The following is a 13599-nucleotide window of genomic DNA, read 5'->3' on the forward strand; positions in this document are numbered from 1 at the left end:
GATCGCGCAAGGCCGCCCCTCGGGGCGGCCTTTTTCATGGTGGCCCGCATAGTTGGGGTGTGGGGCTCAGAACCGAAGCTTGATGCCCGTGCCAATGGCCCAGGCTTGTTCGCGTGGAAGGGTCACATCCGGGCGAGGCCAGAACGTCCCCAGGATGAGTTCGCCGATCAGGAAGTCCTTGTAAATCGGCTGAGACCACTTGGCCTGCACTCCGTAGTCGGCCACGGTGACTGGGTCGCCGATGACGCCGCCCAACAACGCCTCGAGCGACAGCAGTCGCTGCCCTCCGTAGGATTTGTAAGTGCCCCAGCTGCTGGACCAGGCGACGTCTTTGGTCTCGCGCGTCACGGTGGCCGAGTTGAGCCAGCGGGCCACCAGGGTGGATGTCAGGGTGCGTTCATAAGACAGGGCGGTGGTTGATCCGAGTTTGTCATCCGAGCTGTAAAACAGCGTTTCACGAAAGTCGATCCGGTCAACCGTGCTGAGCAGCCAAGGTTGGTGATAGCGTGCTTGGGCATAGGGTTTCAGTCCGCCGCGAAAGCCCAGCCGCAAGTCGACCGAGTCTCGCAAGGTGGCACCAATGCCGGCAAAGAAGGCGTTGTCTCGGTTGCCCCCACGCAGAAGCTGTTGTTGCCGAGAAAAGGTATCGGGCTGGTCGGAAACGATTTGGCTGCGGTCGTCATTGCCCACGAACAGGTACTGGTAGGACTCCAGATTGGGCAAACGAAATCGGGCCTTGAAACGCACACCGGTCGTGGCAGACTGGTCTTGCCGTTTGTAGACGTTCAGTCCAAGTTCGCCTTCGCTGACTTTGCCGCCTTCAGAAAAGGGGATGTCTCCGAACCAGCCGTCCACCCCGCTGGCCAACCATTCCACGGAGGAGCGCACCTTGCCACGTGTGGCGTCGATGAGTCCTTCGTCGCTTGGCGAGGATGGCGCGCCAAAAGGGGGGCTTTGGGTTGATGTGGTCTCGCTCGGCTGGGGAGTTTGTGCTGAAGCCATGGGCGAAGTCAGCATCCCGGTGATCAGCGCCAAGAATAGGGTGGGCCAAGGCCCGCATCGAGTGTTGATGCTCATTCTCATCGTTGTCCCAAAAGTGTGCCTCATCGCAGCATACTGCTCGGAAGGGTTGTGTGCCATTGGCCGAGCGATGATGGTGGTACAGAAGGCTACAATGCCACATTGGCGCCAAATGTGGGTGCGCCCAGCGCGACAGGTAAGGAACGTAGAAAGGCAGAATCGGTTATGACACCGCGAACTTCGACCATCACTTTTACCTCGACCGAGGTTTAGTCGACTGGCCGCTGCTTTCGTTTTCCTGCTCCATTCAGAAAGCGCGGCGAACACCGCGCTTTTTTGTTGCGCTTCCCCTTTTAAGATTCATCACATGATTTCCATTCAACTTCCAGACGGCTCCAAACGAGAATTCCCCGGCCCGGTCACCATCGCCGACGTGGCCGCCTCCATTGGCGCCGGCCTGGCCAAGGCAGCCTTGGCCGGTCGGGTCGGGCAGGGCGAGAGCGCCCGGGTGGTGGACACCAGTTACCTCATGGAGGCAGACACGTCGCTGGCCATCATCACGGACAAGGACACCGCCGGGCTGGACGTGATCCGCCACTCCACAGCCCACTTGCTGGCCTACGCGGTCAAAGAGCTGTTCCCCGAAGCGCAGGTCACCATCGGCCCCACCATCGAGAACGGCTTCTATTACGACTTCGCCTACAAGCGTCCCTTCACGCCCGACGACCTGATCGCCATCGAAAAGAAGATGGGCGACTTGGCCAAGAAGGACGAGAAGGTCGAACGCCGCGTGCTACCGCGCGACGAAGCCGTGGCCTACTTCAAAAGCCTGGGTGAGCATTACAAGGCCGAGATCATCGAGAGCATCCCGGCCGACCAGGACGTATCGCTCTACAGCGAAGGCGCTTTCACGGACTTGTGCCGCGGCCCCCACGTGCCCAGCACGGGCAAGCTCAAGCACTTCAAGCTGATGAAGGTGGCCGGTGCCTATTGGCGTGGTGACCACCGCAACGAGCAATTGCAGCGGATCTACGGCACGGCCTGGGCCACCAAGGACGACCTGCAGAAGTACCTGACCCTGCTGGAAGAAGCCGAGAAGCGCGACCACCGCAAGCTGGGCCGCGAACTCGACCTGTTCCACATTGATGACCACGCGCCCGGCGTCGTGTTTTGGCACCCCAATGGCTGGACCGTGTGGCAGGCCGTGGAGCAGTACATGCGCCAGGTCTACCGCGACAACGGCTACAGCGAAGTCAAGGGCCCGCAGATCCTGGACAAGACACTGTGGGAGAAGACCGGCCACTGGGACAAGTACCGCGAGAACATGTTCACCACTGAGAGTGAAAAGCGCGACTACGCCTTGAAGCCCATGAACTGCCCGGGCCACATCCTGATCTTCAACCAAGGCATCAAGAGCTACCGCGATCTGCCGGTGCGCTACGGCGAGTTCGGCCAATGCCACCGCAACGAACCCACCGGCGGACTGCACGGCATCATGCGTGTGCGCGGCTTCACGCAGGACGACGGCCACATCTTCTGCACCGAAGACCAGATCCTGCAAGAGTGCGTGGATTTCACGGCCTTGCTGCAGAAGGTCTACCTGGACTTTGGCTTCACCGACATCATCTACAAGGTGGCCACGCGCCCCGAGGCCCGCATTGGCAGTGATGAAGTCTGGGACAAGGCTGAACAGGCCTTGATCGAAAGCCTGCGCGCCACCGGCAGTGATTTTGAAATTGCGCCGGGTGAGGGGGCTTTCTACGGTCCCAAGATCGAGTACACCCTGAAAGACGCTCTCGGCCGCCATTGGCAGTGCGGCACCATCCAGGTCGATTTCTCAATGCCGCAGCGCCTGAACGCCGAATATGTGACGGACACCAGCGAGCGTCAGCACCCTGTGATGCTGCACCGCGCCATCCTGGGCAGCCTGGAGCGTTTCATAGGAATTCTGATCGAACAGCACGCTGGCGCCTTGCCCGGCTGGCTGGCGCCGACCCAGGTTGTGGTCCTCAATATCACGGATGCGCAGGCGGATTACGTCAAACAAGTGGCCAAAACATTGCAAAAACAAGGACTTAGGGTCAAATTGGATTTGCGTAACGAGAAAATCACCTATAAAATCCGCGAGCATTCGCTACAGAAGGTGCCTTACATCCTCGTTGTCGGTGACAAAGAGAAGGATGCTGGTGCCGTCGCCGTGCGCGCCCGGGGCAATCAAGACCTCGGTGTGATGTCGCTAGACAGCTTCTCCCAGAGGATTGCTCAAGACATCGCCAGCAAGGCTTGAGGTGAAGCGTGGGTGTTTTCAGCCCACGCCAGCTTCGCTTTCCGGGACGCGTGTTTCATTGTTGACTGGTGCGAGCTCTATTGAAGAGCCCGTGGCCTGAAGGAATTCGAGATCGCTAACTTTTTTGACCGCCGGACGCCCAATGTTGAGCGCAAGCACCGGCTGAATCGTGAGATCACTGCGCTAGAAGTCCGACTGAACGGGATTGAGAACGAGCCTTTGGGCATCGTGAGCATCCAGGACGCTTTGCGCATGTCTGCCGAAGCCGATGTGGACTTGGTCGAAATTGCCGCCGCGGCTGAGCCGCCGGTCTGTCGTCTGATGGACTACGGCAAGTTCAAGTACCAGGAGCAGAAGAAGGCTCACGACGCCAAGCTCAAGCAGAAAGTGATCGAAGTCAAGGAAGTCAAGTTCCGTCCAGGCACGGACGAAGGCGACTACCAGATCAAGATGCGCAATTTGCGCAAGTTCCTGGAAGACGGCGACAAGGGCAAAGTGACCTTGCGCTATCGGGGCCGAGAAATCACCCACCAGGACATTGGCATGAGGTTGCTGGAGCGTGTGCGTGATGAGCTCACCGATGTGTCGGTGGTCGAGAACATGCCCAAGCTCGAAGGACGCCAGATGATCATGATCCTGGGTCCGAAGCGCAAGAAGTGACATCTCCCGGGCAACCGGGGGTGTTTGCCCTGGAGAAGGTTTGGTCGCCGTCTCCGTGGGTTCAAAGTGCCTGCAGGCCATCAAGACGCGGAGAAGTTCGCGGCGCCTGTCAGGAACAATTTAAAAGGAGCAGAACATGCCCAAAATGAAGACCAAGAGCAGTGCGAAAAAGCGTTTTCGCGTGCGCCCGGGTGGCACCGTCAAGCGCGGTTCCGCCTTCAAGCGCCACATCCTGACCAAAAAATCCACGAAGACGAAGCGCCAACTGCGCGGGATCACCAGCGTGCATGAAACCAACATGAGCTCCGTCGCACAGATGTTGCCCGGGTTTGGTATCTGATTTTTTGATTTTGATTCACCGCCTGAAGGAATTCATCCATGCCTCGCGTTAAACGTGGTGTAACAGCCCGTGCTCGTCACAAAAAAGTCCTAGCCCTCGCCAAGGGTTTCCGCGGTCGCCGCAAGAACGTTTTCCGCATTGCCAAGCAAGCGGTCATGAAAGCTGGGCAATATGCCTACCGTGACCGCCGTGCCAAAAAGCGTGTGTTCCGTCGCTTGTGGATTGCCCGTATCAACGCCGGCAGCCGTTCACTGGGCTTGACTTACAGCAAGTTCATGGCCGGCATCAAGAAAGCGTCGATCGAGATCGACCGCAAGGTCCTGTCCGACATGGCCATCAATGACCCGGCTGCTTTTGCAAGCCTGGTTGAGATTGCCAAGTCCAAGCTGGCCGCTTGATAGCCTTGCACAGCACATCATGCTGAAACGGTTCGGCTGAATTTTCAGCCGAGCTTTCACAAAGGCCTGACCCCGTGTCCGGCCTTTTTTTTCGACGCCGTACAACGAAAACCACGACGAAGAGCGCGACGAAATGAACGATCTCGAACTACTGGTTCAAACCGCCGCCGAGGCTTTTGCCGCTGCCGCCACGCCCGCCGATCTGGAAAACGCCAAGGCGCGCTTTCTGGGCAAGTCTGGCAGCCTGACGGAGCTGCTCAAGGGCATGGGCGCGCTGAGCGTGGAAGACAAGAAGACGCGCGGCGCCGCCATCAACCAGGCCAAGCAGCAGGTCGAAGCCGCCTTGACGGCACGCCGCCAGGCCTTGGCCGATGACGAGTTGGCCCTTCAACTGCGCGCCGAAAGCCTGGACGTGAGCCTGCCTGGCCGTCGTCGCGGCGAGGGCGGTTTGCATCCCGTGTCGCTGACGCTGGAACGCATGGAAGCCATTTTCGGCTCGATGGGTTTTGCCGTGGCCGATGGCCCGGAAATCGAGACCGACTGGTTCAACTTCACGGCCCTGAATACGCCGGAAGACCACCCCGCGCGTTCCATGCACGACACCTTCTATGTGGAAGGCGGCAACCTGCTGCGCACGCACACCAGCCCGATGCAGGTGCGCTACGCGGTGCAGCACGTCAAGCAGCATGCCGAGGCCGTGGGCCGTGGCGAGCGCATCCCCGAGATCCGCGTGATTGCGCCGGGCCGCACCTACCGGGTCGACAGCGATGCCACTCACTCGCCGATGTTCCACCAGTGCGAAGGCCTGTGGATCGGCGAGGCCGTGAGTTTCACCGACCTGAAGGCGGTGTTCGCTGATTTCTTCCGCAACTTCTTCGAGACCGATGACCTGGACATCCGTTTCCGGCCGTCATTCTTCCCCTTCACCGAACCTTCGGCCGAGGTGGACATCGCTTTCGCCAGTGGCCCCTTGAAGGGCCGTTGGCTGGAAGTGGGGGGCTCAGGCCAGGTGCACCCCAATGTGGTTCGCAACTTTGGCCTGGACCCTGAAAAGTACATCGGCTTTGCTTTCGGCCTGGGGCCTGATCGCTTGACGATGCTGCGCTATGGGGTCAATGACCTGCGCCTGTTCTATGAAGGCGATCTGCGCTTCTTGTCGCAGTTTCAGTGAAGATTGACGTCCCCACACCTGGAGCCGAACACATGACCACCGCCGCCACCTCCATTCAAGCCTGGGCTGCCAATGCCGCCCAGCAGCCGCTCGAGCCTTTCAACTACGAGCCGGGCCCGTTGGGCTTGGAAGAGGTCGAGATCCAGGTCGAACACTGTGGTTTGTGCCACTCCGACTTGTCCCTGATCGACAACGAGTGGGGCGTGGCGCCTTACCCGATGGTGGGGGGCCACGAGGTCATCGGCCGTGTGGTGGCCTTGGGGTCGTCGGCCAAGGGCCTGAAGCTGGGTCAGCGCGTCGGCCTGGGCTGGAATTCGTCCAGTTGCACGCATTGCAATCCCTGCCTGCGCGGGTTGCAACAGTTGTGCCGCCAGGCACAGCCCACCATCATCGGCCACCACGGCGGCTTTGCCGAACGGGTGCGCGCGCATTGGGTTTGGGTCGCGCCCATTCCTGAAGGGCTGGATGCCAGCAAGGCCGGGCCTTTGTTGTGCGGCGGCGTGACGGTGTTCTCGCCCTTCCTCACGTATGACGTCAAGCCCACGCAGCGCATCGGCGTGGTTGGCATTGGTGGTCTGGGCCACCTGGCGCTGAAGTTTGGCCGCGCCTGGGGTTGCGAGGTCACGGCCTTCACCTCGTCCGAATCGAAGCGCGATGAAGCCTTGCAATTGGGCGCGCACCGCGTGGTCTCCAGCGTGGACCCGGCGTCCATGAAGCAGATCGCGGGGCAACTGGACCTGGTGCTGGTCACCGTGAACGTGATGCTGAACTGGAAGGCGATCATGGGCACCTTGGCACCCAATGGCCGCCTGCACCTGGTGGGCGTGCAGACCGAGGCGATGCCCGTTGAAACGCGCAGCCTGATGGCAGCGCAGCGCAGCGTGTCGGCCTCGCCCACGGGCTCGCGGTCCGACATCGATGCCATGCTGGCTTTTGCCGCACGCCATGGCATCGCCCCGCAAACCGAGCATTTCCCGATGAGCCGCATCAACGAGGCGCTGGACCACCTGCGTGCCGGCAAGGCCCGTTACCGCGTGGTGCTGGACGCCGATTTCGCGCAAGCTTGAAATCGCCCCACCGCGCTCACTGAATCAACAGATTTCCCAAGGATCCCTCATGCAATTTCCCGAGTCCTGGCTGCGTTCGTTTTGCAACCCTGACCTGAACACCCAGCAACTGGCCGACCTTTTGACCATGGCCGGTCTGGAGGTGGAAGAGCAGCAGCCAGTGGCGCCTCCTTTCACCGGTGTGGTGGTGGGCTTGGTGCTGGAAGTGGCCAAGCACCCCGATGCCGACCGCTTGAACGTTTGCAAGGTAGACGCGGGCACGGGCGAGGTGCTGCAGATCGTGTGTGGCGCGGCCAATGTGGCGGTGGGCATCAAAGTGCCTTGCGCCACCGTGGGGGCCGAGTTGCCGCCTGGCGCCGATGGCAAGCCCTTCAAGATCAAGCTGGGCAAGTTGCGTGGCGTGGAAAGCCAGGGCATGCTGTGCTCGGCACGCGAGTTGGGCGTGTCTGAAGAAGCGTCTGGCCTGCACATCCTCCCGCTTGACGCGCCGGTGGGCACCAGCATCCGCGACTACCTGCAGTTGGACGACACGCTGCTGACGCTCAAGCTCACACCCAATCTGGCGCATTGCCTGAGCGTGCAAGGCGTGGCCCGTGAAGTCGCGGCCCTGACTGGCGCGCATTTGAACCGTTTGACCATCAAGCACGTGGTGCCCACGATCGACGACCGCGTGCCGGTGAAGGTGACCGCGCCTGACCTGTGCGGTCGGTTTGCGGGCCGCGTTATCAAGGGTGTGAACCCCAAGGCGCCCACGCCAGCCTGGATGGTGGACCGCCTGGCCCGTTGTGGCCAACGCTCCGTGTCGGCCTTGGTCGACATCTCGAACTACGTGATGTTCGAGCTGGGCCAGCCTTCGCACGTGTTCGACCTGGACAAGGTGCATGGCGGCCTGACCGTGCGTTGGGCGCAGGCGGGCGAAACGCTCAAGCTGCTCAATGGCCAGACCGTGACCCTGGACGAGCAAGTGGGCGTGATCGCCGACGAGCAGCAGGTCGAGTCGCTGGCCGGTGTGATGGGTGGCGATGCCACCTCGGTGGGCGACGACACCCGCAATGTCTACCTGGAAGCCGCATTCTGGTGGCCCAAGGCCATTGCAGGCCGCGCCCGCCGCTACAACTTCTCGACCGATGCCTCGCACCGTTACGAGCGCGGCGTGGACCCGGCGCCCACGGTCGAAGCCATCGAGCACATCACCCGTTTGATCCTGGACATCTGCGGTGGCCAGGCAGGCCCGGTGGATGACCAAGTGGTCAAGGCTGTTGAACGTCACCCTGTCACCTTGCGCCTGTCGCGCGCCCAGAAGGTGATCGGCATGCCCGTGACCCTGGCCCAGTGCCAGGAAGTGTTCACTCGCCTGGACCTGCACTACGGCACGCAGGCCGCCAAGGGCGGTGACACCAACCTGGTGGTCAATCCGCCGAGCTGGCGCTTCGACCTGCAGATCGAAGAAGACCTGATCGAAGAAGTGGTGCGCGTGATTGGCTTCGACCAGTTGCCCAAGCGCCCACCCATGGCGCCCATCGAAGCGCAGGTGTTGCCTGAGGCCAAGCGCAGCCTGTTTGCGGTGCGTCGTTCGGTGGCCAGCCGTGGCTACCAGGAGACCATCAACTTCAGCTTCGTCGAGGAGCGTTGGGAGCGCGAGCTGGCGGGCAACGAGAACCCCATCCGCGTGCTCAACCCCATTGCGAGCCCCTTGAGTGTGATGCGCTCCAGCCTGGTCGGTAGCTTGGTTGAAGTGCTGCGCACCAACCTCTCGCGCAAGGCTGACCGGGTGCGCATTTTCGAGATTGGGCGCGTGTTCAAGCGCGATGCGTCGGTCATCAACAGTGACCAGACCGTGGCCGGCATTGATCAGCCGGTCCGCGTCACGGGCCTGGCTTATGGCCCGGCCGATGTGCAGCAATGGGGCGCTGCTTCTCGCACCGTTGACTTCTTCGACGTGAAGGGCGACGTGGAGGCCTTGCTGGCACCTCGCCAGCCGCGTTTTGTGGCTGCCGAGCACCCGGCTTTCCACCCCGGGCGCTGTGCCCGCGTGGAACTGGATGGTCAAGCCGTGGGCTTTGTCGGTGAGTTGCACCCCAAGTGGCGCCAGGGCTATGAATTGCCCCAAGCCCCGGTGCTGTTCGAGCTGGATGCGTCCGTGCTGACCCAGCGCGTGGTGCCCGCCTCCCAGCCTGTGCCGCGCCTGCAATCGGTCTACCGCGACCTGGCCCTGGTGGTGAACGACAGCATCACGCACGATGCTTTGATGGCCGCGATCACTGAGGCGCCGTCTGAAGGCCTGGTGCGTGGCGCACGCCTGTTCGACATCTACAAGCCCAAGGCGGCGGTGGCCGGCATGGCCGAGAACGAGCGCAGCCTGGCGGTGCGCATCGAATTGCGCGACGATGAGCAGACCTTGACCGATGAGCGCATCGAGGCATCCCTGAAGGGCGTGCTGGCGTCCTTGTCGCAACGCGTCAGTGCGCGGGTGCGATCATGACGGACAAGCTGCCCGAAGTGAATGTGCTGTTGCCGACCCTGGAAACGCCCACGCTGACCAAGGCCGATTTGTCCGAGATGCTGTTCGATCGGCTCGGCCTGAACAAGCGCGAGTCCAAGGACATGGTCGAGGCGTTTTTCGAGCTGGTGCACGAGACGCTGGACCAGGGCCAGGACGTGAAGCTGTCGGGCTTTGGCAACTTCCAGATCAGGCGCAAAGCGCCGCGTCCCGGGCGCAATCCCCGCACCGGCGAGGCCATTCCCATCGCGGAACGCCACGTGGTCACCTTTCACGCCAGCCAGAAGCTGAAGGGCATGGTGCAAGGAGACTCCCCCTTAGAGGACGAGTTGGAGTAAAGTCTCAGGCCCTTCACCGATCTTGTTGATTTAGATCGGGAAATTGCCAAACACGGGCCTTTTGACGACCATGGACAGCGCCTTGCCGCCAATTCCCGCGAAACGCTACTTCACCATCGGTGAGGTCAGTGAACTGTGCCTGGTCAAGCCGTATGTGCTGCGCTACTGGGAGCAGGAGTTCGTCCAGCTCAAGCCCATGAAGCGGCGCGGCAATCGGCGCTACTACCAGCACCACGAGGTGCTGCTGATCCGCCGCATCCGCGAGTTGCTGTATGACCAGGGTTTCACCATCAGCGGGGCGCGCAACCGCCTGACCGAGCTGGGTGCCCGTGGTGCCTTGCCCAAGCTGGATCCTGCCTTGCTGGGCGAAGAGACCGAACCCCTGGACGAGGTGGTGCAGCAGCAGCCCGCCGTGGCTTTGCAGGCCGGTTCGCGCGCGCCTGCCACGTCCCAGCGTATGGCGAACGCGCCGGAGACCACCTGGTTGGGCCCCGATGTGCGCGAGGTGCAAAAGGCCAGTCCGCAGGTGGTGGAACAGCTGCGCGAGGCCTTGTTGTCGATCCGCGAATTGCTGGAATGACCAAAATTAATGGTATAGTCTAAGTCTTCGGGGCGTAGCGCAGCCTGGTAGCGCACTTGCATGGGGTGCAAGGGGTCGTGAGTTCGAATCCCACCGTCCCGACCAAGCATCACGAGGGTTAGTAGGTTAGCGCCTACTAACCCTTTCGTGTTTCTGGGCCACCTTGATGCCCGACTTATCCCCGACTTCTGTGGATAACCTTGTTGGCAAGTGCTGGGTAAAGCGACGCTCCCCAGGCAAGCGCTTTCTGTGCTGCGAAATGAGGCAGTTCCGTGACATCTGGAGCATCCTTTGTCCTTGAGAAAAATGGCCCCAACCAAGGAAGAGACCGCGCTGCTGCCGCCTTTCCCCGGTTTGCCTCTGGAGTGCATCTTTGTGCCTAGAACTGAGGCCGAGTTTGCCTCAGCGTTTGACGAGATCCTGGCGGCGGGCCGAGCAGGCTTCGACACCGAATCCAAGCCCACCTTCACCTTTGGCGAGGTCAGCGAAGGCCCGCACGTGGTGCAGTTCGCCTTGAGCGACAAAGCCTTCATCTTTCAGCCGCACCGCAGCGAGGGGCACGCCTTCCTGACCGAGTTGTTGTACTCGGACAAGGTGCTCAAGGTCGGTTTCGGCCTGCAGTCCGATAAAGGGCAGATCCACGCCAAGCTGGGTGTTCAGCTTCAGGCGGTGCTTGACTTGAACAGCGTGTTCCGCAAAGAGGGCTACAACAACTCGATGGGCGTGCGGGCGGCCGTGGGCGTGGTGTTCAAGCAGCAGTTTCACAAGTCCAAGAAAACGACCACGTCCAACTGGGAAGCGCGCGAGCTCACGGACAAGCAGTTGCTGTACGCGGCCAATGATGCCTATGCCGCGCTCAAGGTGCTCGACGCCCTCCGGCTGTCCAACCCCGATTTGCCTTAGATCCCACAGAGATGAGCGCAGGCCTTGACCTCGCCGTCTACTCCCCCTGCGCTTGCCTGCGCGCGGCGTACTGGCGCGCCATCAGCGAACACACAAAGAGCTGAAGCTGGTGATAGAACATGATGGGCAGCACCAGCACGCCCAGCGCTGGATCCCCCCCGAACAACAGCCGCGCCATGGGCACGCCTGAGGCCAGCGTCTTCTTCGATCCGCAGAACACCGCCACGATCTCATCCTCGACCGGGAAGCCCATGGCCTTGGCCACGCGCTTGGTGAACCACAGCATCGGGAAGAGGAACAGCGCCGCGCCCACCAGCGTGATGACGATCAGGCTCAGGCCATGCTTGGTCCACAGGCCATCGGCCACCGAATCGCTGAACGAGCACCATACCAGCAGCAGGATCACGCCCTTGTCCACCAGCGTGGTCTTGGACTTGATGGATTTGAAGAAATTGCCCAGCCACGGCCGCAGCAACTGGCCCAGCACGAAGGGCAACAACAACATGCGCGCCACCTTCAACATCGTGTCGCCCAGGTCCATGCCCTGGCCGGTGCCGCTGTGGCTGCCAAACACCAGGCTGGCCAGCAAGGGTGTCAGGAACACGCCCAGCAAGGTCGACAGCGTGGCGTTCAAGATCGCGGCGGCCACATTGCCCCGCGCCAGCCCCGTCATCGTGACCGACGACGACACCGTGGATGGCAGCACCGCCAGGTAGAAGAAGCCCAGCAGCAGATCGTGCGGGATGTAAGGCCCCAGGCCCAAACTCAGCAACCACCACCACAGCGGAAAGGCCACGAAGGTGCACACCTGCACCACCAGGTGCAGCCGCCAGCGCGAGGCGCCTTGCTTGAGGCTGTCGGTGGACAAGCCCATGCCGTGCAAAAAGAACACCATGAAAATGCCGACATTGCCCACCTGGTCCAGGTGCAGCGTGCCCCCTGTTTTGCCCAGTTGGGGCAGCAGCGAGGCCAGCAACACGGCGGCGATCATGCCAACGAGGAAGCCGTCAACGGCGCCGCGTTGCGTTTTGGGGTGGCGTAGCATCATCAAGGGCGGGTCAACAAACAGCAAAAGCGCAAGGTTAAGGCCTGAGCGCCTTGTCCGCTTTCAGCAAGGGGGCCTAGATCAGGGCTTGCGCCACACGCTGGCCAGCCAGGGTTGTTGCTCGCGCGGCAGGCCTTCGGGGCGGTAGTAATGCGTCAGCTCCGTGAAGCCGACCGACGTGAGGTGATCGCGCCAGGCGGGGAGGTCGTGGTAGCTGCCATAGCGGCCACCGCTCCAGCCCTCTTGGCCCTGGCCGCGCGGGTTGGAGCTGAAGAGCACGCCGCCGGGTTTGAGCGTGGCGTGCAGTTGTTGCAGCACGCGGGGCAGCTCCTGGCCGGGCACGTGGAAGAGCGAGGCGTTGGCGAAGATGCCGTCGAAATGCGCAGGCGGCAGGTCGAGCGCCAGGAAGCTTTGGTGCCAGACCTCGCAACCCGTGTGGGCGCGCGCCATCTCAGCGAAGCGCTCGGCACCGTCCAGGCCGATGGCGTGGTGGCCCATTTGCGCGAAGGCCTTCAGATCACGGCCGGGGCCGCAGCCGAAGTCCAGCAGGGTGAAGGGGGCGGGCGCCTGGATGTGGGTGAGGAGGGCGGTGATGTTCTGGCGGACATCGTGGTCGCGCGTGCCATGCCAGAACTGCTCGGCCTGCTGGTTGTAGTGGTCGAGGGTGTTGGTGGCGATGCGGGAGAGGTCGTTGGGGGTGAGGGGCATGGGGGAATGATGGCAGATGCCGGTGTGCAAGGTTCAAAGGCTGGCGCACGGGTGTTATAGGGCGGCATGCGAGGCTTTTAGCTCGGCGCGCGCACCAAAAATGGTTGCGCGCAAGGGTCAAAGGGTGACGGGGCCGAGCTTTTAAGCCTTGCGCGCGAGGCTTTGAGGGTGGCGGGCCGAGCAAAAAAGGGTGGCGCGTGCCTCTTTGTGGGTGGAGGGCGAGGCATTTTGCTCGGCGGGATGGGGCTCGGAGCGTGGTGCGCAAGGCTTTGGACTCGGAGGGCCGAGCTTGGGGGGCTTGTAGGCAAGAAAAATCGGCGTATGGCTGGCGCGGATGGGGCATGATGGAGCGCGTTTTTTGCGTGACAGGGAGGGTGCTTGATGAAGCCAAAATTTGATTATGTGAGGACGCTTTGGTCCAGTCTTGGTTTGCCAGATTGCGCCATATTTTTTTGTCTTCTACGCGCAGGTTATTCCTCGGGTTTCGGCCTAAATAATGGTTAGAATTTTCGCTCTCAATCGAACCCTAGGTGTCAAGTCCCGGCTGGTTATAAACGCGCTTCTTGAATAATTCAGGTTTTT

General features: G+C 61.6%; 13 protein-coding genes and 1 tRNA gene. 11 read left to right on the top strand and 3 right to left on the bottom strand.

What is annotated here, in order from left to right:
- Positions 1-66: 66 nt before the first annotated feature.
- The gene (locus PSV38_RS14045) at positions 67-1002 is read right to left on the bottom strand and encodes a hypothetical protein (RefSeq protein ID WP_300548425.1); all 936 of its coding nucleotides are present in this window, start codon (positions 1000-1002) and stop codon (positions 67-69) included.
- A 385-nt stretch (positions 1003-1387) separates the two neighbouring features.
- Between PSV38_RS14045 and thrS the strand changes: the two genes are divergently transcribed.
- The 11 genes from thrS (at position 1388) to PSV38_RS14100 (ending at position 11264) form a co-directional block, all read left to right on the top strand.
- Positions 1388-3307 (top strand): threonine--tRNA ligase, encoded by a 1920-nt coding sequence (thrS, locus tag PSV38_RS14050; RefSeq protein ID WP_300548427.1) that lies wholly within the window; start codon positions 1388-1390, stop codon positions 3305-3307.
- Between the two features lie 111 nt (positions 3308-3418).
- Positions 3419-3967: a translation initiation factor IF-3 gene (gene infC / locus PSV38_RS14055; protein ID WP_290659883.1), complete on the top strand. Its 549-nt coding sequence runs from the start codon at positions 3419-3421 to the stop codon at positions 3965-3967.
- A gap of 136 nt (positions 3968-4103) precedes the next feature.
- Complete coding sequence (gene rpmI, locus PSV38_RS14060) at positions 4104-4307, top strand: 50S ribosomal protein L35 (protein WP_300548429.1); 204 nt, start codon at positions 4104-4106, stop codon at positions 4305-4307.
- Positions 4308-4345: 38 nt separating this feature from the next.
- A complete protein-coding gene (rplT, locus tag PSV38_RS14065; RefSeq protein ID WP_230182304.1) occupies positions 4346-4705 on the top strand; it encodes a 50S ribosomal protein L20 in 360 nt (119 codons plus the stop codon).
- Positions 4706-4838: 133 nt separating this feature from the next.
- Positions 4839-5876, top strand: coding sequence for a phenylalanine--tRNA ligase subunit alpha (locus PSV38_RS14070; RefSeq protein ID WP_300548432.1), 1038 nt, complete (start codon positions 4839-4841; stop codon positions 5874-5876).
- Between the two features lie 32 nt (positions 5877-5908).
- A complete protein-coding gene (locus tag PSV38_RS14075) occupies positions 5909-6943 on the top strand; it encodes an NAD(P)-dependent alcohol dehydrogenase (protein ID WP_300548434.1) in 1035 nt (344 codons plus the stop codon).
- A 49-nt stretch (positions 6944-6992) separates the two neighbouring features.
- Positions 6993-9425, top strand: coding sequence for a phenylalanine--tRNA ligase subunit beta (gene pheT, locus PSV38_RS14080; RefSeq protein ID WP_300548436.1), 2433 nt, complete (start codon positions 6993-6995; stop codon positions 9423-9425).
- Positions 9422-9781 (top strand): integration host factor subunit alpha, encoded by a 360-nt coding sequence (locus tag PSV38_RS14085; protein WP_300548438.1) that lies wholly within the window; start codon positions 9422-9424, stop codon positions 9779-9781. The genes pheT and PSV38_RS14085 overlap by 4 nt, the downstream gene beginning before the upstream one ends.
- A 70-nt stretch (positions 9782-9851) precedes the next feature.
- The gene (locus tag PSV38_RS14090; protein WP_300548439.1) at positions 9852-10361 is read left to right on the top strand and encodes a MerR family transcriptional regulator; all 510 of its coding nucleotides are present in this window, start codon (positions 9852-9854) and stop codon (positions 10359-10361) included.
- A gap of 28 nt (positions 10362-10389) precedes the next feature.
- Positions 10390-10466 (top strand) — tRNA-Pro (locus PSV38_RS14095).
- A gap of 201 nt (positions 10467-10667) precedes the next feature.
- Positions 10668-11264, top strand: coding sequence for a 3'-5' exonuclease (locus PSV38_RS14100; RefSeq protein ID WP_300548441.1), 597 nt, complete (start codon positions 10668-10670; stop codon positions 11262-11264).
- Between the two features lie 37 nt (positions 11265-11301).
- Here the strand turns inward: PSV38_RS14100 and PSV38_RS14105 are convergent, their stop codons facing one another.
- Complete coding sequence (locus PSV38_RS14105; protein WP_300548451.1) at positions 11302-12312, bottom strand: bile acid:sodium symporter family protein; 1011 nt, start codon at positions 12310-12312, stop codon at positions 11302-11304.
- Between the two features lie 78 nt (positions 12313-12390).
- On the bottom strand, positions 12391-13017 hold the full coding sequence (locus PSV38_RS14110; RefSeq protein ID WP_300548443.1) for a class I SAM-dependent methyltransferase: 627 nt from the start codon (positions 13015-13017) through the stop codon (positions 12391-12393).
- Positions 13018-13599: the final 582 nt, after the last annotated feature.

The sequence above is a fragment of the Aquabacterium sp. genome, from assembly GCF_029946005.1.
In the GTDB taxonomy this organism is placed as follows: Bacteria; Pseudomonadota; Gammaproteobacteria; order Burkholderiales; family Burkholderiaceae_C; genus Aquabacterium.

Bases quoted from the DNA above. Each gene is read 5' to 3' on its own strand.
- PSV38_RS14045 (WP_300548425.1), bottom strand. From the start codon at position 1,002: ATGGCTTCAGCACAAACTCCCCAGCCGAGCGAGACCACATCAACCCAA.
- thrS (WP_300548427.1), top strand. From the start codon at position 1,388: ATGATTTCCATTCAACTTCCAGACGGCTCCAAACGAGAATTCCCCGGC.
- rpmI (WP_300548429.1), top strand. From the start codon at position 4,104: ATGCCCAAAATGAAGACCAAGAGCAGTGCGAAAAAGCGTTTTCGCGTG.
- rplT (WP_230182304.1), top strand. From the start codon at position 4,346: ATGCCTCGCGTTAAACGTGGTGTAACAGCCCGTGCTCGTCACAAAAAA.
- PSV38_RS14070 (WP_300548432.1), top strand. From the start codon at position 4,839: ATGAACGATCTCGAACTACTGGTTCAAACCGCCGCCGAGGCTTTTGCC.
- PSV38_RS14075 (WP_300548434.1), top strand. From the start codon at position 5,909: ATGACCACCGCCGCCACCTCCATTCAAGCCTGGGCTGCCAATGCCGCC.
- pheT (WP_300548436.1), top strand. From the start codon at position 6,993: ATGCAATTTCCCGAGTCCTGGCTGCGTTCGTTTTGCAACCCTGACCTG.
- PSV38_RS14085 (WP_300548438.1), top strand. From the start codon at position 9,422: ATGACGGACAAGCTGCCCGAAGTGAATGTGCTGTTGCCGACCCTGGAA.
- PSV38_RS14090 (WP_300548439.1), top strand. From the start codon at position 9,852: ATGGACAGCGCCTTGCCGCCAATTCCCGCGAAACGCTACTTCACCATC.
- PSV38_RS14100 (WP_300548441.1), top strand. From the start codon at position 10,668: ATGGCCCCAACCAAGGAAGAGACCGCGCTGCTGCCGCCTTTCCCCGGT.
- PSV38_RS14105 (WP_300548451.1), bottom strand. From the start codon at position 12,312: ATGATGCTACGCCACCCCAAAACGCAACGCGGCGCCGTTGACGGCTTC.
- PSV38_RS14110 (WP_300548443.1), bottom strand. From the start codon at position 13,017: ATGCCCCTCACCCCCAACGACCTCTCCCGCATCGCCACCAACACCCTC.